At 68.6% G+C, this 18570-nt stretch carries 18 protein-coding genes and 2 pseudogenes; 5 read left to right on the forward strand and 15 right to left on the reverse strand.

The features are described 5' to 3' along the window. Nucleotides 1-114: 114 nt before the first annotated feature. Both GA0115254_RS29650 and GA0115254_RS29655 read right to left on the reverse strand, forming a co-directional pair. Nucleotides 115-891 carry an alpha/beta fold hydrolase gene (locus tag GA0115254_RS29650; protein WP_256102841.1) on the reverse strand — a complete coding sequence of 259 codons (777 nt, stop codon included), beginning with the start codon at nucleotides 889-891 and terminating at the stop codon, nucleotides 115-117. Between the two features lie 100 nt (nucleotides 892-991). Beyond that, nucleotides 992-3739 (reverse strand): helix-turn-helix transcriptional regulator, encoded by a 2748-nt coding sequence (locus tag GA0115254_RS29655; RefSeq protein ID WP_093898357.1) that lies wholly within the window; start codon nucleotides 3737-3739, stop codon nucleotides 992-994. A 106-nt stretch (nucleotides 3740-3845) separates the two neighbouring features. Here GA0115254_RS29655 and GA0115254_RS29660 point away from each other — a divergent pair, with 106 nt between their 5' ends. Beyond that, nucleotides 3846-4109: a response regulator transcription factor gene (locus tag GA0115254_RS29660; RefSeq protein ID WP_218105591.1), complete on the forward strand. Its 264-nt coding sequence runs from the start codon at nucleotides 3846-3848 to the stop codon at nucleotides 4107-4109. 11 nt (nucleotides 4110-4120) lie between these two features. Here GA0115254_RS29660 and GA0115254_RS29665 read toward each other — a convergent pair whose 3' ends face one another. The 3 genes and pseudogenes from GA0115254_RS29665 to GA0115254_RS29675 all read right to left on the reverse strand — a co-directional run bounded on the left by GA0115254_RS29665 (nucleotide 4121) and on the right by GA0115254_RS29675 (nucleotide 7670). Then, the gene (locus GA0115254_RS29665) at nucleotides 4121-5311 is read right to left on the reverse strand and encodes an MFS transporter (RefSeq protein WP_370740965.1); all 1191 of its coding nucleotides are present in this window, start codon (nucleotides 5309-5311) and stop codon (nucleotides 4121-4123) included. Nucleotides 5312-5765: 454 nt separating this feature from the next. Further along, nucleotides 5766-5999 (reverse strand): annotated as a pseudogene (locus GA0115254_RS29670) (pirin family protein); the annotation flags it as partial. Between the two features lie 210 nt (nucleotides 6000-6209). Further along, nucleotides 6210-7670 (reverse strand): PucR family transcriptional regulator, encoded by a 1461-nt coding sequence (locus GA0115254_RS29675; RefSeq protein WP_256102842.1) that lies wholly within the window; start codon nucleotides 7668-7670, stop codon nucleotides 6210-6212. Nucleotides 7671-8082: 412 nt separating this feature from the next. Between GA0115254_RS29675 and GA0115254_RS29680 the strand changes: the two genes are divergently transcribed. Continuing rightward, complete coding sequence (locus GA0115254_RS29680) at nucleotides 8083-9060, forward strand: alpha/beta hydrolase (protein ID WP_093898359.1); 978 nt, start codon at nucleotides 8083-8085, stop codon at nucleotides 9058-9060. Between the two features lie 61 nt (nucleotides 9061-9121). Here the strand turns inward: GA0115254_RS29680 and GA0115254_RS29685 are convergent, their stop codons facing one another. From GA0115254_RS29685 to GA0115254_RS29730, 10 genes and pseudogenes are all read right to left on the reverse strand, one after another. After that, nucleotides 9122-10132 carry an AraC family transcriptional regulator gene (locus GA0115254_RS29685; protein WP_256102844.1) on the reverse strand — a complete coding sequence of 337 codons (1011 nt, stop codon included), beginning with the start codon at nucleotides 10130-10132 and terminating at the stop codon, nucleotides 9122-9124. Between the two features lie 265 nt (nucleotides 10133-10397). Then, entirely contained in the window at nucleotides 10398-11057 is a 660-nt protein-coding gene (locus GA0115254_RS29690; RefSeq protein ID WP_093898361.1) for a DUF4232 domain-containing protein, read from the reverse strand. Between the two features lie 16 nt (nucleotides 11058-11073). After that, entirely contained in the window at nucleotides 11074-11241 is a 168-nt protein-coding gene (locus tag GA0115254_RS29695) for a hypothetical protein (RefSeq protein WP_256102846.1), read from the reverse strand. 111 nt (nucleotides 11242-11352) lie between these two features. Continuing rightward, nucleotides 11353-12093, reverse strand: a complete 741-nt coding sequence (locus tag GA0115254_RS47890; protein ID WP_176740349.1) for a fumarylacetoacetate hydrolase family protein — start codon at nucleotides 12091-12093, stop codon at nucleotides 11353-11355. Nucleotides 12094-12246: 153 nt separating this feature from the next. After that, complete coding sequence (locus GA0115254_RS29705) at nucleotides 12247-13098, reverse strand: alpha/beta fold hydrolase (protein WP_256102847.1); 852 nt, start codon at nucleotides 13096-13098, stop codon at nucleotides 12247-12249. A gap of 81 nt (nucleotides 13099-13179) precedes the next feature. Further along, complete coding sequence (locus tag GA0115254_RS29710; RefSeq protein ID WP_093898364.1) at nucleotides 13180-13905, reverse strand: alpha/beta fold hydrolase; 726 nt, start codon at nucleotides 13903-13905, stop codon at nucleotides 13180-13182. 406 nt (nucleotides 13906-14311) lie between these two features. Further along, complete coding sequence (locus GA0115254_RS29715) at nucleotides 14312-15031, reverse strand: alpha/beta fold hydrolase (RefSeq protein WP_093898365.1); 720 nt, start codon at nucleotides 15029-15031, stop codon at nucleotides 14312-14314. 17 nt (nucleotides 15032-15048) lie between these two features. Beyond that, a pseudogene (locus GA0115254_RS29720) lies at nucleotides 15049-15282 on the reverse strand (alpha/beta hydrolase); the annotation flags it as partial. Nucleotides 15283-15325: 43 nt separating this feature from the next. After that, the gene (locus GA0115254_RS29725; protein ID WP_256102848.1) at nucleotides 15326-16054 is read right to left on the reverse strand and encodes a helix-turn-helix domain-containing protein; all 729 of its coding nucleotides are present in this window, start codon (nucleotides 16052-16054) and stop codon (nucleotides 15326-15328) included. A 193-nt stretch (nucleotides 16055-16247) separates the two neighbouring features. Then, nucleotides 16248-16526: an alpha/beta fold hydrolase gene (locus GA0115254_RS29730; protein WP_256102849.1), complete on the reverse strand. Its 279-nt coding sequence runs from the start codon at nucleotides 16524-16526 to the stop codon at nucleotides 16248-16250. Between the two features lie 483 nt (nucleotides 16527-17009). Here GA0115254_RS29730 and GA0115254_RS43430 point away from each other — a divergent pair, with 483 nt between their 5' ends. The 3 genes from GA0115254_RS43430 to GA0115254_RS29745 form a co-directional block, all read left to right on the forward strand. Continuing rightward, nucleotides 17010-17279: a hypothetical protein gene (locus GA0115254_RS43430; protein WP_107451422.1), complete on the forward strand. Its 270-nt coding sequence runs from the start codon at nucleotides 17010-17012 to the stop codon at nucleotides 17277-17279. A 165-nt stretch (nucleotides 17280-17444) separates the two neighbouring features. Then, nucleotides 17445-18107, forward strand: coding sequence for a hydrolase (locus GA0115254_RS29740; protein WP_093898367.1), 663 nt, complete (start codon nucleotides 17445-17447; stop codon nucleotides 18105-18107). 5 nt (nucleotides 18108-18112) lie between these two features. Beyond that, the coding region (locus GA0115254_RS29745) for a DoxX family protein (protein WP_093898368.1) at nucleotides 18113-18570 on the forward strand (458 nt) is incomplete at its 3' end.

The following is an 18570-nucleotide window of genomic DNA, read 5'->3' on the forward strand; positions in this document are numbered from 1 at the left end:
TCGTTCGAATGCATATTAAACGCCCCTGGTCCGACCCATGGCGCAGGGTATCCGGAAGATCGACTTCCGCAGGATGTGGCGGCGGTCCCGTGTACACGAAGACACATGATCACCTCATTCACTTGCCCAGAAGCCTTGTCGAAGGCCGTCGTCGCCGCGATCATTGCCCTGCTCGGCGGCTTCCCGGATCATCGCCACCACGGCGTCGGGCTGCGACAGCACAACGGCGTGCGAGCCGTCCAGCATGTATTCGGTGGCCGCCATGCGTTGTGCCATGAAGCGCTGAGCAGTGGGGTTGAGTATCCGGTCGGCGGTCGCGATGGCGTACCAGGACGGCTTGGAGGCCCATGCCGGCGGGCCCGATCTACCGGTCAGCGCGCTGCAGGCGATCGGGCGTTGCGCCACGGACAGCACCTCCTTGACGCCGGTCGGCAGGTCGGCGGCGTACACGTGCTGGAACCGTTCCCTGCGGATGTACAGCTCGCTGTCGGCGCCGCCGGGAATCTGTGCGGGGAGTGCGACGGCGAAGGTCGCGTCGGCCGCCGGCGTGGGGGCAAAGCGGTTCGTGATGTCCAGGACGCACTCGCCCGCGTCGAGGCCGAACGCAGCGACGTAGCACAGCGCCACGACGTTGTCGGCGTCGGTGGCGGCGTGTGTGATGACCGCGCCACCGTAGTCGTGGCCGACCAGCACGACAGGGACGTCGATGTCACGCACCACGCTCCTGATGTAGGCGGCGTCCTGCGCCAGACCGCGTAGCGGGTTCGCCGGGGCGCGCACGGTCAGTCCGGCGGCGTGAAGGAGGCTGATGACCCCCGCCCACGACGACGCATCGGTGAACGCCCCATGCACCAGCACGATGGTCGGCGGAACGGGGGTGGATCTGTGCATGCCGGTGACCTCCGACTGAGCGGGGGAACATAACGGGGATGCCCCAGCCAAGCGCGTTCAGGTGTGGCTGGACATCACGTGAACGTACCAACGGGTCCGCTCAGCTGTCGGGCAAGGACGTGACCAGGTTGGCGAGCTGAACCCGGGAGTTGATCAACAGCTTGCGGAAGACGGACGTCAGGTGGGTGTTGACCGTGTGCGGGGACACGACGAGCAGGTCGGCGGCCGACCGGTTGGTGTGGCCCTGGGCGATGAGGCGCGCGACCTTCTTCTCCGAAGCCGTGAGGGCCCCCCATCCCTGGACGGGGCGCTGCATGGTCGCTGTCCTGCGGCTGCCGACTCCTGCGCCCTCCATGGCGCGCTGTACACGTGCCGCTGCGGCGTGGGCGCCCGACTCGGTGAACGTGCCACGGGCGTGAGCCAGCGCGGTCACTGCCTGATCTTTCCGGCCTGCTGCCAGGAGGGCCTGTCCGAGATCGGCGTATGCGGCGGCCCGGACCAGCGGGCGAGGGCTTGCCTTGAGCAGCTCTACGGAGTGTTCGAGCACGGCGAGATCATTTTTTACAAGCCCGAGGGCCTGCGCCGCGATGCCCGTGGCGGTCGGCACGGCAGGGTTGCGTTCGGCGTGGGCTTCGGCCTGCGCGGCCAGGTCCTCGGCGAGCTCGTGCTCCGCGCCGCGCAGGGATATGCGTATCGCGGAATCGACCCAGTCGCGCAAAAGCCGCCAACGCATGAAGAAACCTTCCTGCTGTACTTGTCGAATCTTGTCGACGGCAAGATCGATGTCCCCGGCGGCCTCGGCGTGGACCGCTTCCAGGAAGCGCACTGCGGCTGTGTTGCCCGGGTTCGGTTTGACCGCCAGTCCTTCCTGCGCTGCGACCAGGTGCTCTCGCGCCGCTTCCCGGTCGCCGCGCACCAGGGCGATCCGGGAGCGGATCACGCGACCGTTCACCTGCTGGACGGGTACCTGTACCTCGTCTTCGAGGCGCTCCATGGTCTCGAAGCCGGCATCGGCGTCGTCGAGCCGGCCGAGTACCAGGTCGTGTCGGCCCTGTGCCCACAGCATCATTGCCTGACGCATCGCCCCGTCCTTGTCCGCTGCTTGGAGGAGCAGTCGTTCGCTGGACTCGAAGTCGTCCACATGCAGGCGCGCGACGATCTCTTCGGGAAGGAAAGCGGAATCGATGGCGCTCAGCGCGGCAAAGCGCTCCAGCGCGACCGCGTTCTCACCCGCGTTCAGCGCGATCTCGCCGAGCCCGGACAGGGCCAGGATGTGTGCCTCCCGGTCACCGCTCGCGGTGGCGGCACGCAGCGCGGTCTCGCCGGCCTCACGCGCCGCGACGAGATCACGGTCCCGGGACAAGGACAGCGCGCGCAGGGCGGCCAGCCTCGCGCAGATCTCTGGGGAGGTGCCCTCCATGGCGAGAGCGGTTTCGGCCCGGTGGCGCAATTCGCCGGCGAGATCCATGTTCCACAGCGCCCCGCCGAGGGCAGCCTGCAGCCGACTGAACGCCTCCAGCGGTGGTCGGTCGGCCAGTAGCCGGTCGCCTGCCGACAGGGCCTCTCGGTTCCTGCCGGCCCGTGTCAAGCAGAGGATCGTCTGCTCACCCACTGTGAACCTCAGCGGCCGTGCTGATGGCACCAGTTCCAGGGCGCGCGTCATCAGGTCGGCCGCGAGGCCCGGCGTGACCGGCAGTACGTCGTCAGCCGCTCGCTGCAGCAGCGCTACGGCTTCCTCGTCTCCGGGCAGAGATCCCCTGAGGATGTGCGGCACCGCGTCGGTCGGCCGGTGGCCCGCGGCGACAAGGCGGCGGGCAGCCTCTCGGTGCAGAGCCTTCCGGGCTGACGGCGGGATGTCGACGTAGACCGCCTGGCGCAGCAGATCATGCCGGAAGACCAGATGATCCCCATCGTCGTCCAGGAGTCCAGCGCACACGGCTTCCTCGAGCGCCGCGATCAATGCGGCGGTCGGTTGGCCGCAGAGCGCGGCGGCGTCGTGGAAGCCGAACCTGCGTCCCAGCACCGCTCCCATCTGAAGGAAGCGCAGGGTGCCGGGCTGCAGGGACCTGAGTCTGGCGCGCACACCCACCACGAGCCCTGACGGCACGAGCTCGTCCGAGACCTCGGCGGTCCGCAGTCCCGCAAGCATCTCGACCGCCAGGAACGGGTTTCCGCCGGCTCCGTCGAGCAAGTCCCGTACCCGCTCGTCAACCGCTGCTCCGAGTGTGTCGCCGGCCAGTTGACCGATGGCCGCGCCGGACAGTGGCCCCAAGGACACAGTGACCGTCGGAAGGTTGCCGGTCACGGCTGCGACGACCTCTTCCGCCGGACCCGCGGGCTCCCGCCGCCCGGTCAGCATCCACAGAACCGGCGAGGTCCGCAGGCGTCGCGGGAGCTGCTGCAGGGCAAACCGGCTCAGCGGATCGGCCCACTGCACGTCGTCCAGGCCGATGAGCACCGGCACGCTGCCTGCTCTGGCTTCGATCGCCTCTGCCAGGCGCTCCACCAGCCAGATCCGCTGATCATGATTGCGGGCGAGATCGGCAAAGGCATCGCCGGACAGCAGCGGCTGATCGCCGTGCAGGACGCAGGCCGCCAACGACGAGAGCGGCACGATGTGATGCAGCTCATCGGCCTTGCCGACGCCGACTGAGAATCCCGCTGCCCTGGCCCCGGACACGGCTTCGGTGAGCAGCGTGGTCTTGCCGATACCCGGTTCCCCCTGGATCAGGGCCAACCCGCCGCTTCCGGTGCGGGCCACCGAGGCGATCAGCGCCTGAAGCTCTTCGAGCTCGGCCTCTCGGCCGCGCAGACCACTACGGGAGAGCGGACCGCCTGCCCCTCCCATTTACGCTCCTTCCCGTGTGTACTCGCCTGCCGAAGCCGACGTCGTCGTCGCGTGATGGAAGCCCGCGCTCCGCTGCGGATCGCCCGAGAGTCCTTCGCGGCCCTCGGTGTGGAGCCATGGCGCGAACAGGCCTGCCCTCGCCCGCTCGGCGGGCGAGGGCAGCAAGCGTCAAAGCCTTACCGACTGGGACCTGCTCACGCCTCAGGAGCTCCAGATCGCCCAGCTCGCAGCGGAAGGCCTCTCCAACAAGGAGATAGGCCAGCAGCTGTATCTGTCACCGCGTACGATCGGCGCGCACCTGCACCGCATCTTCCCGAAGCTCGGGACCACCTCTCGCAGCCGGCTGAGGGGCAAGCTGAGCGTGAACTGAGCATATCCCGTTCAGTCCCCAGGCAGGCTTGCCGTGCCCGGCTTCGCTTCCGTCCCCTGTCGGCGTTCGGTGGCCCAGTAGAGGAGGGCGACCAGGGGCAGAGCGGCGCCGAGGGCGGCGACGGCGCTCCAGCCCCAAGCGTGGTAGACGGTGGAGCCGAGCTGGGATCCGGCCGCTCCGCCCGCGAAGAACATGGCGATGAAGGCGCTGTTGAGGCGGGCGCGGGCATCGGGGTCGAGCTGGTAGACGGTGTGCTGGCCGAGGATCAGAGTCGCCTGTACCGCCATGTCGATGAGGATGGCGGCCAGGGCGAGCAGGATGACGCTGTGCCCGCCGAACCCGGCTAGTGCGAAGGACACGGCGGCGACCACGAAGGCGATGCCGGTCACGGGGCGTACGAGCCCGCGGTCGGCCCAGTGCCCGGCGAACGGGGCGACGGCCGCTCCGGCCGCTCCGACGAGGGCGAACACACCGACGCCGACCGGGGAGTAGTGGAAGCCAGGACCGGTCAGGACGAAGGAGACCGTGGTCCAGAACGCGCTGAAGGCGCCGAACATCGCGGCCTGGTAGAGGCCGCGGCGCAGCAGTGCCGGGTGCGTGCGCACCAGCCGAACGGTGGAGCGCAGCACATGGTGGTAGGGGATGGTGGTGGTCGGCGCGTGCTCGGGCAGGGCCGCGCGCAGGGCCACGGCGAGCAGGGCCATCAGTGCGGCGGAACCGAGAAAGACGGTGCGCCAGCCGGCGAGGTCGGAGACCAGGCTGCTCAGCGTACGGGAGAGCAGGATGCCGGTGAGCAGACCGCTCATCACCCGGCCGACGATGCGGCCGCGGGCGTGGTCGGGTGCGAGGCTCGCGGCGAACGGCACGAGGATCTGGGCGACGACCGAGGTAGCGCCGCTGACGAGTGAGGCGATCAGCAACATGGGGAAGCTGGTGGCGAGTCCGGCCGCGAGGAGGGCGAGGGTGGTGACCGTCAGCAGGGCGGTGATCAGGTTGCGCTTCTCCAGCCGGTCGCCGAGCGGGACCAGGAAGAGCATGCCGATCACGTAGCCGACCTGGGTGAGGGTGATCAGTGCCCCGGTGGTGGCGGTGCTGGTGTGGAAGACGTCGCTCAGTGAGGACAGCAGGGGCTGGGCGTAGTACAGGTTGGCGACCGTCATGCCGGATGCGACGGCCAGGAGCGCTATCAGCCAACCCGGCACGCCATGGGGGGCCGTGGTGGCGGCGGACCGGCGCGAGGCCCGGAGCTCTGATGATGCGGACATGTGTGCCTTCTCGAAGGGGTGAGCCGGGGTTCCGGCGCGGACGGACGTGGTGTGGGGCGACCGGCAGCCTCTTCGGTGCCGTCACGCAGGCACAAGCGCCGTTCCGCCCTCGGTGCTTCCTCACCTGAGGCGATGCTTCGGAATGTCAGTCATCTCATTCAGAGATGAACCTGCCACTGTCCGCCTTGCCGGCTCCTTGGGACCCCGCGGCGGCCGGAGCGCAGGGGGTTCAACCGGATCACCCACGCGGTCGCGGAACAGCCGCGGCGGACCTTGCGGCAGCCCCCTCAAGAGGCCGAGGACCATATCCGGGCAGTCGGTGGCGTCGTCGCGATGGCTCCACGTCGACGGCGTCCGATTCCGGGGAGCGTGTGGTGGCGCGGGTAGTCACCCCGCTGAACAGCCAGCTCACGGTCTGCGGACCGGTGTGCGGATGGGGAGCGACGTCCATGCCGCCCGTGTCGGCGACGTCGTCCGGGCCGTAGTGGTCGACGAAGCACCAGGGACCGATCAGCGTCCGGGCCCGCTGCGGCAGCGTGCGCCGCACCATCATTGCTCTTGGGCCGCCCATCGGGGCGTCCCGCGGACAGCACGTCGACTTGCGCGCGATCGGTGCGTTCAGCATCGACTTCCTGCGGGGCGGTGAAGGCACCGTCCCCGCGCCGACGGGGATGGGTGCGGGTGAACCGGACTGGACGATCCGGAGCGCTGGCAGAAGGTCGGGGCCGCGATGCAGCAGCGGCACTGACGCCGACAGCCTGCGGCCTGCATGCGGAGGTGCATTGAACCCAGCCCGCCCGCCGACCGGTTCCCGGATGGCCAACTCCATGTGGAGCTAAGCGGCTTCGACCTGACCGTGGTCACCAGCCGCGACGGACTGCCCATTCCGATCGCGTCGGGCGCTCGTCCGCTGCGGCTGGAACTGCCGTCCCCGGCGGACGCTCGCGCTGCGCCGGCCCTGCGGATCGGCGCCGAGTGTCTGGCCGCCGGACCTGCCGCGGCCGACGAGATCACCGCCCCGTGTGGCGGCCTGCCCCTGGCACTGGCCGTCGTCGCCGAACACGCCGGCAGGTACGAGGAGTTCCCGGATACGCAGGCCCAAGTGCAAGGTGATGCGGTCCGCCCCGTTGTCCAGATCGAGCCCGGTGATTTCCTGGATCTGCCGCAGCCGGTAGTACAGCGAAGTGCGGTGGATCTGAAGTGCTTCGGCGGTCCTGGGTATCGATCCGGCTTGATCGAGGAAGCACCGCAGGGTCTTCTCCAGGCGATGTCCGCCGCTGGATTCCAGCAGGGCACGCAGCGGCTTCGGGAGCAGTGACTCGTCCACGGTGCGGTCCGGCAGTTGCAGGAGCACAGCGAACTCACCGAGCTCCTCCCAGGAGCCGATGCCGTTCAGTTCAGGCATCCGGCGTGCCGCGCGCACCGCGACGAGCGCCTGTTCGTAGGAAGTCCATGCTTCGGCAAGACCCGTCTGATGACCGCCGATGCCGATGACGGGAGCGGCTGAGGCGTCCAGATGAGTGCCGAGGGCTTCCATGATGTGCGTGGATTGCTCCCGGAGCGCTTCCTGTTTCAACGGCCGGTCGGCGAGCTGGAGCAGGACGGCTCGGTCCGATGTGACCGCGAAGGCGCCGTTTGCTGATCGGGTACGGCGAAATCCCTCCAGCGCCCCGCGCAGTGCGGTCGCCACCTGCCCAGGAGACACATGGGAGCGTGCCACCTGCACAACGCTGACCACCGCGTGGGGGGCGTCCGGGAGCAGCGCGTCGTCCAGAAGCTGCTTTCGGGACTCAGCGCGCGCGACCGGGCTTGAGCCCAGCAGCGACAGAAGAAGCTTCTGCTCCCTGGTCTTCTCAGCATCGGCCAAGACGTGATCAGCGTACATCTGGCCGACGATGGCGGGCGTTGCCCGGGCGATGGCCTCGGATACCTCCGGAGCCAAGGACGTGTCCGGCGCGACAACCATCAGCAGACCGAGGAAATGGCCGCGCTCACGCAGCGGCACGCAGTAGCGAGGGAGCAACCCGAGATCGTCCCGGCCCTCGATGAAACCCGGCTTGGACCGCTGAGTGACGCCCTGATCGAGGACGTGACGAGTGACTTCGCTGCTCGCTTGTCCCTGCAGAAGGCTGTAGACGCGTGCCGGGTCCGCGTCATCGAAGTGCCGACTCGAGCAGATGAGCCTGACGAGGGGGTCGGCCACGGCCACGGACCGGCGGAGTGACTCCGCAAGGTCCTCGATCAGTTCTTGCAGCGCGGCACTGCCGACGGGGGCTCGCCGCAACTGTTCGGTCATAGCAGTCCTCATTCGTGGTCATCTCTCTGCGACGCGAGACCGGTGGGCCAGGATTCAGCGCCGGCTCCTCACGTACTGGTCCCGAACCCGTATCGCTCCGATCCCGCATGTCCTTGAGATACGGTGACACTGCCGCGATGCCCCACAGTGCACGGCTCTTGTCTGTGTCCGCAGGGAGTGCCTGGCAGTCGCGCATCTGTTGCGGAACTGCCGCAGGCTGATCCCGTGGCTCGTTGCCCGGTCGTTTCGCTGGCGCGCCCTGGTCTCCGAGCGGATGCGTTGACCAGCGTGTACAGGTGCACGCCTCTGCGTCGGCAGATCGCTTCCGACGCAGAGCGCCTGTCCGGTCGGCGGCGAGCGCGCCGGCCGCCCCTCCGAGTGGCCTGTGAATCGCCCCCGCGTAGGAGTGCTTGTGCAAGAAGACGTTCAAGTTCCGTGGGTGACGCCCGTCCTCGGGCGGCAGACGCGTGCCTTCATCGAGTCTTGTCAATGGCCCGCTTCCCCGCACACCGACAGCGCCGCGTCGAGGGCACGCATGGCGGCTCTCTGGAGCGGCGGCGGCCGTGATGAGCCCGATGTCGAGGAGGAGTGGCTGGCTTTGCCGGGAAGTGACAGGAGTCGCATCCGGGTGAGGATTCTCCGTCCCGCGGGTGCTCATGAGCCGCTGCCAGTAGTGCTCTATCTGCATGGGCTTGGCTGGATGCTGACCGATGCCTACGCACATCGGCAACTGGTGGTGGATCTGGCGCTCGGAGCGGATGCGGCCGTGGTGGTCCCTGAGTACGACGTGCCAAAGCACGCGCGCCACCCGGATGCCGTTGAGCGGGCATACGCCATAGCCCAGTGGATAGCCCGGCATGGCGCGGGATGCGGACTGGACGGGACCAGGATCGCGGTTGTCGGCGCCAGCGCAGGTGCCCAGCACGCGGCCGCGCTCACCCTCGTGGCGCGGATGCGCCGCGGCCCGCGCTTCCGCCACCAAGTGCTGGTCTGCCCGGTGACCGACGCGGCGATGGACACTCTTTCCTATCGCCAGTTCGCCGAAGGGTACTTCCTGAGCCGCGCCGCCATGCGCGACTACTGGCAGCAGTACGCACCGGATCCGCGGGACCGCGCACAGGGCACCGTTTCACCTCTGCGTGCGCCCACCCGATGTCTCGTAGGCCTGCCGCCCACGCTCGTCATCACCGCCGAGGCCGACGTGCTCCGTGACGAGGGTGAGGCCTATGCAGCGCATTTGAGGCAAGCGGATGTCCCGGTCGTGTCGATCCGCTATCACGGCACGATTCACGCATTCGTTCTGTTCGATCTGCTCCGCGGCACGGAGGCGTCCAAGGCGGCACGTATTCAGATGACCGATACCTTGCACACCGCCTTGCACGTGGCATGACGTTGCTCGACACCTGCGGAAAGCCGCTCCGGACAGGCCTTGCCGACGCAGTCCCAGCAGGTCACTCGGGCCCGTCCACGGTGACGGCGCCACCAAGCCGCCGCCATTCGCTCGGGGCCACCCCGTAGGCTGCATGAAAACGGCGGCTGAAGTGACTCGGGCTGCTGAACCCGCACCGAGCGGAGACCGCGGCGATGGTCAAGCGGTCATAACGTGCAGAGGCCAGCATGCGCCGCGCTTTCCCGAGCCGCTCTGCGATGAGCCACTGCTCCAGGCTGATCCCTGCCCCGCTGAGCAGAGCGTAGAGCCGACGAAGTGAGACGGCGTGCTCCGCTGCGATCCGCTCCGGTGTCAGGTCACGGTCCGCCAGGTGGGACCGCGCGTAGGCCATGATCCGCGTGACCAGGGTGTCGTCCATCGTCGATCTGACCTCGGCGGTCTGTTCGGCGTGCGCGGCCGAGAGAAGCAATGCGCGTACGAGTTCCGTCGTGGCAGACGCCAGAGCCTCCGAGCCGGGATCAGCCTCCAGTCGGCCGGGATCGCGCCACACCCCCCGCAGATGCTGCAGCACCAGGCCATAGAGCGGACTGGCGCGCAACTGCAGGGATGCTCGCACCACCGCATCCACCGGCACGCCGAGGCGGTGCATATCGAACATTATGGACTGGGATGCCCCGTCGCCGGACCAGCCGTACACGCGGGGCGACAACTCATGGAAGACGCAGATGTCATCGAAGCCCAGAAATTCCTGCCGACCTGAGACTTCGGCCCGGTGGACACCCAGGGGCTGGAGCGAGACCGAGACTATGGGGCGGCTCCTGTGGTGGCGTACGTGTCGGGCTGTCCGCCGCACTTCAAAGCCTGAATTCCGAGTGGCGAAGAAGTCCAGTCCGCCAACACGCCATAGTTCCATGCGTGCGTGGATACCGGTCTCCGGCTCCTCGTGGGCAACGTCGTTGGGCACCAACGAATCCGTCAACGCGTGGTGGAATGCATCTACTCGCTCACGAGGCGACACGGTGTTGAGGTCGAGTAGCAGCACACAGCCTCCAGAAAGATTACTTTCAGCCATTCTGCCGCATCAGTGAGCGCCCTCGACTGCGGCCGATGTCCAGGTTGGAAGTTTGCGTCGCCCGGTCGCGTCGTCCTGTGAACGAAGCGGCTGACCTCTCCGCCGACGCCCTCTTCTGTCCGGGAGTGCACAGCACTTTTCTCGGCGGACTTGGGGAAGGAGACGGCACCGATACTTTTGGCGCGGCAATCAGGGCCTGGAGTATGTGTGTCAACCCTGGCAGCCGGCGGCAAGTGGCCGCTTCCCGCTCCCGCGCTCGGCGGAGTCAGGCGCCATTGCCTGGCATGAGGGGGCTCACCCAGGGCACGGACGCCTTCCCCGTGTTGGAGACCTTGCCCCCGGTCCAGCGGACTGAGATCGGAGCAGTTTCGTCGGGCGGGGTGACGAGCAGGGCCGCCGGTGTGACAGTGGTGACACCAGTAACCGCTGGATTGGTGTATGCCAGCGTCGACCAAGCGCTGTCTCCCGGGCTGAGCGTCACAGCCTGTTCCTGCCGATCGGTGGCTCGCCCTGGGTCCGGGGTGACGGCCTCACCGGCGGCGTTGACGAACGCCACGCCCGGGAAGCCGTGCAGCGTGCAGGTGTGGCTGGATCCGTTGGTCAAAACGATGGCGAAGCTTGACTGCCCGGCTCCGGGACGATTGGGGCCGAGGGACGCCCTCACTTCGGAGGTATGGCAGCGTCTCACCGTCGGTACGGTCGGCGATGGCGCCGCCGTCCCCGCTCCGCCGGACGCGGTCGGTGTCGGCGTCGGCTCGCCGGAGGGACCGGAGCCGCCCATATCGACGGACCCCGGGCCGGTTACGGACGACGTCGGGGAGGTGGAGCCAACCTCAGGCGGGCCGCCATCCGGTGTGTGGCTCGTGCACCCGGTCAGTGCGGTACAACAGGCGAGCGCGACAAGGAGGGTTCTACGGTGCGTCATGTTGCTTCCTCAGGATTCACTGGTGTCGCAGGAGGTACTTGTGCTGGCCGGACAGCACAAGTTCGCCGCGTTGGTTGTGGATGGTGGCCGCGGTGACTACGACACCGTTGTCGCCCTGCGGCTCCAGGCCGGTGATGGTGAGCGGCGGGTACAGGGGGCGGTGGGCCCTCGCCGCTGGGGCCACCGGTGCGCCGGGCCCTTGAGATGTCAGCTGCCGCCCGTCGCGGAGCTCGCAGAGGGTCAGCCGACGAACCGTTGTCGCAGCTCGCCGATGCCCTGGACGGAGCTGACGAGCTCATTGCCCGCGGCCAGCCGGCTGAGGTGTGCGGCCGAGGCCGACACCGGCTGGGGTGCCGGTGAAGATGACGTCTCCCGGCAGCAGCGGGGGCACCCCGGACAGCTTGGCGATGAGGGCGAGGACGGAGAAGATGAGCTGCCGGGTGCGGCCACGCTGCATCTCCTCACCGCTGACGGCGCAGGTCAGCTCCAGGCCCCGGTCGTCGGCGAAGCCGCAGCACTCCGCGCAGACGGGCAGGCGGACGTCCTGCGCGACGGCACGCAACTGTTCGGTATCGCCCAGGTGCCGCATCGAACACGTGGGGTGTATCACCACGCTGTCGATCCGGTCGGCCACCTTCAGGTGGGGCAGCAACTCCGTGGCGGCCCAGACGATCGAGTCGACGACGGTGAGAGCCCGGTGCTTCCGCTGCGTGCAGGACGGCACGTCGACGACGCGCGGCAGACGTCCGCCGTCGGTCCACTCCCAGGCCCGCTCGACGAAGCGGTTCGCCATGACCGTGTTGCCGTCGTCGTAACCCTTGAAGTGCCAGATGGTCGCGCAGCAGGAACCGGACAGGTCCGGCGGTATCCAGACCGGCCGCCTGGCCCGGCGGGAGACCTCGACGATCGCCTCGGGCAGGAACGGCCCGTCCACGCCGTCGGGTCCCGCGAAGATCCGGTTGACGCAGGCCACGTAGTAGACGGCGACGGCGGTCTGCCGGTCCGTTCCGCGAAGGACGGTACGGCGGGAAGCCATTCGGGCGAGGTGTTCGGTCGGTACACGTGCGGCGCTTCGACAGGTGAGGCCGGCCATGCGGAAGCGAGGAAGGGGACCGCGGCCCGACGGCCACGGTCGCGGCCCCATGACCTCTTGTGGAATCTCGCAGGCGTGGGTGAGGAAGGCGTCCGGTCAGTGGCCGGAGCGGACGGAACGGACCGCCCGCAGGATCAGGCCGGTGACAGGGCCGGGATCGCTCACGGCGGCTGCGTGCGGGGCGCGGACGGTGACCGTGCGGGAGCGGGAGCGCTCGGCCATCCAGCGCTCGGCGGCCGGCGGGATGTTGCGGTCCTCGGTGGCCACGAGGTACCAGCTGGGGATCCTCTTCCACGCGGCCGCGGTGGCCGGCTCCTGGAGAGCTGCCAGGGTGATCGGACGCTGTCCGGCGGCCATGACCTGGGCGGTCGTTCGGGGGACACCGGCCGCGAACTGCTTGCGGAACAGGTCCTTCTTGATGACCAGTTCCTCCCCCTGACCACCGTCGGGCAACGGGTAGTACTGGGTGGCGGTGGCCTGTCCCAGGGTGCTGCCGGGGAACTTGTCGGTGAGCTGGAGTGCGCTCTCCCCGATGTCGGGAACGAAGGCGGCTATGTAGACCAGTGCCTTGACCTGCGGGGCGTCGGCCGCGGCCTGGCTGATGACCGCTCCGCCATAGGAGTGCCCCACCAGCACGATCGGTCCGGTGACGCTGTCCAGAACGCTGCGAATGTAGGCGGAGTCGCTTGCCAGTCCGCGCAGTGGCAGGGCCGGTGCCAGTACACGGTGGCCCTGTTGCTGCAGGCGTTCGACGACCGCGCTCCAGCTGGAGGCGTCGGCGAACGCGCCGTGGATCAGGATGATGGTGGGCGCGGCTGTGCCGTGCCGTTCGGCCGAACGGTCGGCCGTCGCCGACTGCGCGGCATGCGCGACGCCGGCGGTACCCAGGGCGGCCGCGCCGGCCAGGAGGGACACGGCCATGGTGCGGCGTGAGATCGGTGGGTTCATCGTTCGCTCTCTGCGAAGGGGTGAGGCGACCGTGGCGTGACGGCCAGTCGGTCGTACGGGCGCGAGCGGGTGCGCGTGAGGTCAGCCGGAAGTGGCCCTTACGGCTTCCTCGATCAGGTCGACGACGCGCTCGGGGTGGGCGAGCATCACCAGGTGGGAGGAGTCGACCTCGACGGTGGTCATGCCGGCCCTCTGGTAGCCGTAGCGCTCCACGTCGGGGTTGATGGTGTGGTCGGACGAGGCGACCAGGCCCCAGGACGGCTTGGTCTTCCAGGCCGCGGCCGGGGCCGCATCGGCGAAGGCCTGTGCGGCCAGCGGGCGCTGGGACACGGCGAGGACGGAGGCGAGGTGGGGGTCGACGTCGGCGGCGAAGATGGCCGGGAACTTGTCGGTTCGGACCGACACGTCGGTGCCGGGCGTGGCCGAGCCCTCTATCGGGAAGGGGGTGTAGACGAGTGCGGCGGCGAGGTCGCTGTCCGGGAAGCGGCCCTGCAGTTCGCCGAGGCTCTCGCCCTTCTCCAAGGCGTAACCGGCCAGGTAGACCAGTGCCTTGACGTTGTCCTCGGTGCCGGCGACCGTGATGACGGCGCCACCATAGGAGTGGCCCACCAGGACGACCGGACCGGGGATCTGACGGACGATGGAGGCGACGTAGGCGGCATCCCCTATCAGGCTGCGGTTGGGCACGGCCGGGGCGACCACGTCCAGGCCGCGGGCGATCAGCAGGGGGATGACCTGGGCGTAGCTGGAGGCGTCGGCGAAGGCGCCGTGCACGAGGACGACGGTCGGCTTGTCGGAACTGGGCATGGGGAAACTCCCTCATCGATGGGGTGGTCGGCTGTGGTGCGGCCTGTCGGACGGGTCGGGGCTGTCGTGGTGGCCCGTTTGCCGTGAGATGTCGCGGGCCGGCCTCGGGACCGGTTGGTGTGCGGTGTGCACTGACCGCGGCCGCGGACTCTGCGGGAGGGTTCCCGTCGGACTCCGCGCGGGTTCTGTCGAGCGGGAAATCGCCGACACGTGAGTAACTCTAGGGACTGCCGGGCGGCGTGATTGTCTGTCCGCGCCCTGGCTGTGGCCTGTGCGTGCCCACGTTGTCGGGCGGGTACCGGCTGGGCGGCGTTGCCCTGGCACGGAAGTGGGCCGGGGCCGCAATCGGCCCCGGCCCGCCCGTAAGGTACTTGCCTCGTCCTCTCGCGTCACTCGACTGTGTTCGTCAACTCGTCGCGCAGACGGCGTCGCGGATCAGGTCCGCCACCGCCGACGGCCGGGAGACGGCGACCGCGTGGGAAGCGCCTTCCAGTTCGACGGTCGTCGCGCCGGCCCGCCTGGCGCCGAAGCGCTCCACATCGGGGTTGATCGCCTGGTCCGCGTCGGCCACGAGGGCCCAGCAAGGTTTCGTCCGCCAAGCCGCCGCAGAGGCCGCGTCGGTGAACGCAGAGGCGGCCAGCGGACGTTGGGAAGCTGCCAGCAACCTGACGACGGACGGGGAGACGTCGGCGGCGAAGACTGAGGGGAATGCCTCCGGGGCGATGCTGACCTCGGTGGCGGTCTTCCCGCCGTCGGTCGGGTAGGTCCACTGCTTCAGGCTGCCGACGAGCGGAGGAGCGGGAAAGCGGTCCTGCAACTCGCTGAGGCTCTCGCCTTCTTCGGGGGCATAGGCGGCGATGTAGACGAGTCCGACGACGTTGTCCGCAGTGCCCGCCACGGTGATCAAAGCACCGCCGTAGGAGTGGCCGACGAGCACCACCGGACCGTCGATCTGAGAGACCACGGAGGCCAGGTAGGCGGCGTCGCAGGTCAGGCCGCGCAGTGGGTTGGCCACCGCGAGGACCGCGATGCCGTCGCGCTGGAGTTCGTCGATGACGCCGAGCCAGCCCGCAGCGTCGGCGAAGGCGCCGTGCACGAGGACAACCGTGGGAGGAGCAGGAGACATGTGGGGACTCTTTCTTCTCACGCCGTGGTCGTTGCGGTGTGCAGGGTGTCGACAGCCAGCGTGATGGCGGCCTGGGCGGCGTGGGTTTCGCGGAGGGCGTTGAGCATGACGAAGTCGTGGATGATGCCCTGGAAGCGGACGGCGGTGAAGGGGACGCCGGCTTTGCGCAGCTTGTTGGCGTAGGCATCGCCCTCGTCGCGCAGGACGTCGGCCTCGCCGACGATGAGCAGGGCCGGGGGCAGGCCGGTGAGCTAGCGCACTCAAGTGGCTTGTCGGCGGCGCCGGACGCAGGTGTCAGAGATTCCGTTCCTGGACGGAAGCCGAGACCTGCCATTCGCTGGGCGACTCGCCGTAGGCCTGGCGGAAGAGACGGCTGAAGTGGGAGGGGCTGGCGAAGCCCCAGCTCTGCGCGACCGCGGCCACGGAGCGCCTGCGGTTCGGCAGCCGTCCGAGGTCGAGGCGGCAGGCGGCGAGCCTGCGCTGCCGTACATGCGTACTCACCGTCGTGCCGTCGCCCTGGAAAAGTTTGTGCAGGTAGCGGACGGATATGTGGTGGGCGCGCGCGATCGACTCCGGCGACAGGTCTGGGTCCATCAGGTTCTCTTCGATGTACGACCGTATGCGGGCCAGCATCTCGCTGCCGTTCTCGGTGGACTCGGACCGGTAAGGCGCGAGGAGTTCGGCAACGAACAGGGCGATGACGTCCACGGCGTTGAGGGCGAGCCGCTTGCCGTTCATCGAGTTCCACAACCCGTCCTCGCCGATCAGCGCGGCCAGGAACTTCGACACCAGTGCCGCGACGCCGCCGGCTCCGCTGACCCGGAGGCCCGTCAGGTGCCGCACCTCGTCCTGCGCGATCCCCAGATAGGAGCAGGGGATGCGGCAGAACACGAATTCATTGCCGCCTAGCAGGTGCTCGGTGCGCAGGGCGTCGAGGAGAACAAGGTCACCGGCCGCCGGGGAGGGCTGAGCTTCCCTCTTGGGAAACGTCTCCGGTGAGAGGCGTTTGATTCCCAGGTACAAACATGCGTCATCTCCTTTCTGTGATGCCCAGGGAAGTGTTCTGCAGTGCCCGGAATCCGCGCCTTGAGGAATTTGCGTAGTGCGCTGTTCTGCGTTTTCCGGCATGCGTGAAATGACCGACTTGGTCATTAAGAGCTCCAGTCGTGCCGTCGTTCGTCAAAGTGATGTGAAGTGCCCGCGTACTGCGCGGGATTTACGGGATCGCGGTGTGAGGGACCGCGTCCGCCACTTCGGGAAGGAAGGTGTCGACCACCGCGTTGAAGGCAGGCGGGTTTTCGCGGAAGGGGAAGTGGGAGTTCACAACACCGGCCGGGAAGACACGGAGCCGCGCGCCAGGGATCCGGCCGGCGATGAACTGCTGCGAGACTGGGCTCACATGGCTTCCCTCGCAGCCGATCACCAGGGTCGGCACGTCCACTCGGGGAAGGACGTCGCGCCAGTCCTGCGCGCAGTGGTCGTAGAGCAGGGGCATCCCGGCGTAGGACGGGGTCGACTTGATCTGTTCGGGACGAACGCGATGAGGTCGCGGTCGGGGTCAGGAACGCCATCGCCCCCGCTGTCCCGGTAGGTCAGCCGCACGCGGTCGTTCGTCGTCAGCTCGCCCATGATCCCTGTCTCACTCTCCTGCCAAGCCTTCACGGCGTACCTTGCTCCGCCGTGTCGGCAACCCACGCGATGGCCGGCCGATGTCGTCGTCGGCTCGTGCCTGAACCCATTGTCGTTCGACCAGGTCCGTCGCCACCACCGCGCTCCGTAGGGATTGGCCGACGAAAACCACGTCACTTCGTAGCAGTGGAACCGACAGGGGACAGGGAGTGGCGGTCGGCCCGTTCAGTCGGTGGTGGCGTGCCCGTCCGATTGCAGCAGCTCCCGGATACGCAGGCCGAGGTGCAGGACCAGCCGGTCCTACCCCGGCTTCGTCCACTGGGCAACGCCCCGGTGGAGTACGTACCGGATGATCTCGCTGTCCGCGAGGCCCTGCAGCAGGCTGCGGACGCGTACGGGAGGCTACGACGGTGTGCCGCATCCGGTGCGGGCGCCGTTCTGTTCCGGCTCGCTGCTGCCGAGTACCCGCCCGGCTGACGCCGAGTGCGCTGAGCTGCGGGTCCGGCCGGTGGACGAGGTGCTTGCGACCTTCCGTTTCCATGCGGTGGAGGAGATCGACCTCGATGTCGATCCGGTCGAGGCGGGCGGCGACAGCGGGGCGACGGCGCACGTGGCGTGATCGAGGAGCGGACGGTGGTCCCGGTCCTGAGCGGGTAGTGCACTGTCGTGCCAATTCCTGGGCGCAGGGAGAAAAGTCGGTCGGTCGAGTCGGTCATAGCTTCGGGGTGTGCCGAGCCGCGGGAATGCGGCGGGCGCGATACCGACTGTTCCGAAAGGACTTCTTGTGTTCGACATCAACAAGGTGCAGGCTGCCCCCAGCGCGGACCTGCTCACGCCCGACAACGCGGTCATGCTTTTCGTCGACCACCAGCCGCAGATGTTCTTCGGCACCGGGAGCGGCGACCGCGCCGCGATCATCAACAGCACCGTGGGTCTCGCCAAGGCGGCTCAGGCGTTCGATGTGCCGGCCGTCCTGACCACGGTCGCCGCCGAGTCGTTCTCCGGCCCCCTGCTGCCGCAGCTTGCCGAGGTGTTTCCCGAGCACGAGGTCATCGACCGCACGACCATGAACGCCTGGGAGGACGAGGCGCTCGTTGCGGCGGTCAAGGCGACCGGGCGCAAGAAGATCATCCTGGCGGGCCTGTGGACCGAGGTCTGCTTGGTGCTGCCCGCGCTGTCCGCGCTGGAGCAGGGTTACGAGGTGTACGTGGTCTCCGACGCCTCCGGCGGCGTCAGCCCGGCCGCCCACGAGCACGCGCTGCAGCGGATGATCGCCGCCGGCGCGGTGCCGGTGACCTGGGTGCAGGTGCTGCTGGAGCTGCAGCGTGACTGGGCGCGTCAGGAGACGTACGGCGCGGTCATGGAGATCGTCAAGGCCCACGCGGGCGCGTACGGCCTGGGCGTCGTGTACGCGCAGAGCATCATCGGCGCACACGCGGCAGGCTGACCTCCTTGAACACCGGCATTCTGATCCTGCGTCTGCTGGTGGGCCTGCTCGTCGCCGGCCATGGCGTACAGAAGATCAGCTCACACCTGGGCGGCAGGGGACTCGAGGGCGGTACGGAGGAGTTCCGTGCCGACGGCTTCCGCGGCGGATCCCTCACCGCCCTGGCGGCGGGCGGTGGCCAGATCGGATCGGGTCTGCTGCTCGCCGCCGGCTTCCTGACCCCGCTCGCGGCTACCGGGGCCATCGGAGTCATGACGGTCGCTCTCACCGTGAAATGGCACAACGGCCTCTGGGTGCAGAACGACGGGTACGAGTACCCGCTCGTCCTCATCGGCACCGCCGCCGCTCTCGCTGCCACCGGACCAGGCGCTTGGTCGCTCGACGCGGCCCTCGGCCTCACGCCGTACCCGCTGTGGTGGGCGGCCCTCGCTCTCGTGGTGGGTCTCGGCAGCGGGCTGCTCAC

This window comes from Streptomyces sp. Ncost-T10-10d, from assembly GCF_900091955.1.
Taxonomy (GTDB): domain Bacteria; phylum Actinomycetota; class Actinomycetes; order Streptomycetales; family Streptomycetaceae; genus Streptomyces.

What these genes read in the sequence shown, in the direction of transcription:
- GA0115254_RS29675 (WP_256102842.1), bottom strand. Translation starts at nt 7,670, where the DNA reads ATGACCGAACAGTTGCGGCGAGCCCCCGTCGGCAGTGCCGCGCTGCAA.
- GA0115254_RS29650 (WP_256102841.1), bottom strand. Translation starts at nt 891, where the DNA reads ATGCACAGATCCACCCCCGTTCCGCCGACCATCGTGCTGGTGCATGGG.
- GA0115254_RS43430 (WP_107451422.1), top strand. Translation starts at nt 17,010, where the DNA reads ATGATCTCGCTGTCCGCGAGGCCCTGCAGCAGGCTGCGGACGCGTACG.
- GA0115254_RS29685 (WP_256102844.1), bottom strand. Translation starts at nt 10,132, where the DNA reads ATGGCTGAAAGTAATCTTTCTGGAGGCTGTGTGCTGCTACTCGACCTC.
- GA0115254_RS29655 (WP_093898357.1), bottom strand. Translation starts at nt 3,739, where the DNA reads ATGGGAGGGGCAGGCGGTCCGCTCTCCCGTAGTGGTCTGCGCGGCCGA.
- GA0115254_RS29730 (WP_256102849.1), bottom strand. Translation starts at nt 16,526, where the DNA reads ATGCCCCTGCTCTACGACCACTGCGCGCAGGACTGGCGCGACGTCCTT.
- GA0115254_RS29705 (WP_256102847.1), bottom strand. Translation starts at nt 13,098, where the DNA reads ATGAACCCACCGATCTCACGCCGCACCATGGCCGTGTCCCTCCTGGCC.
- GA0115254_RS47890 (WP_176740349.1), bottom strand. Translation starts at nt 12,093, where the DNA reads ATGGCTTCCCGCCGTACCGTCCTTCGCGGAACGGACCGGCAGACCGCC.
- GA0115254_RS29690 (WP_093898361.1), bottom strand. Translation starts at nt 11,057, where the DNA reads ATGACGCACCGTAGAACCCTCCTTGTCGCGCTCGCCTGTTGTACCGCA.
- GA0115254_RS29715 (WP_093898365.1), bottom strand. Translation starts at nt 15,031, where the DNA reads ATGTCTCCTGCTCCTCCCACGGTTGTCCTCGTGCACGGCGCCTTCGCC.
- GA0115254_RS29710 (WP_093898364.1), bottom strand. Translation starts at nt 13,905, where the DNA reads ATGCCCAGTTCCGACAAGCCGACCGTCGTCCTCGTGCACGGCGCCTTC.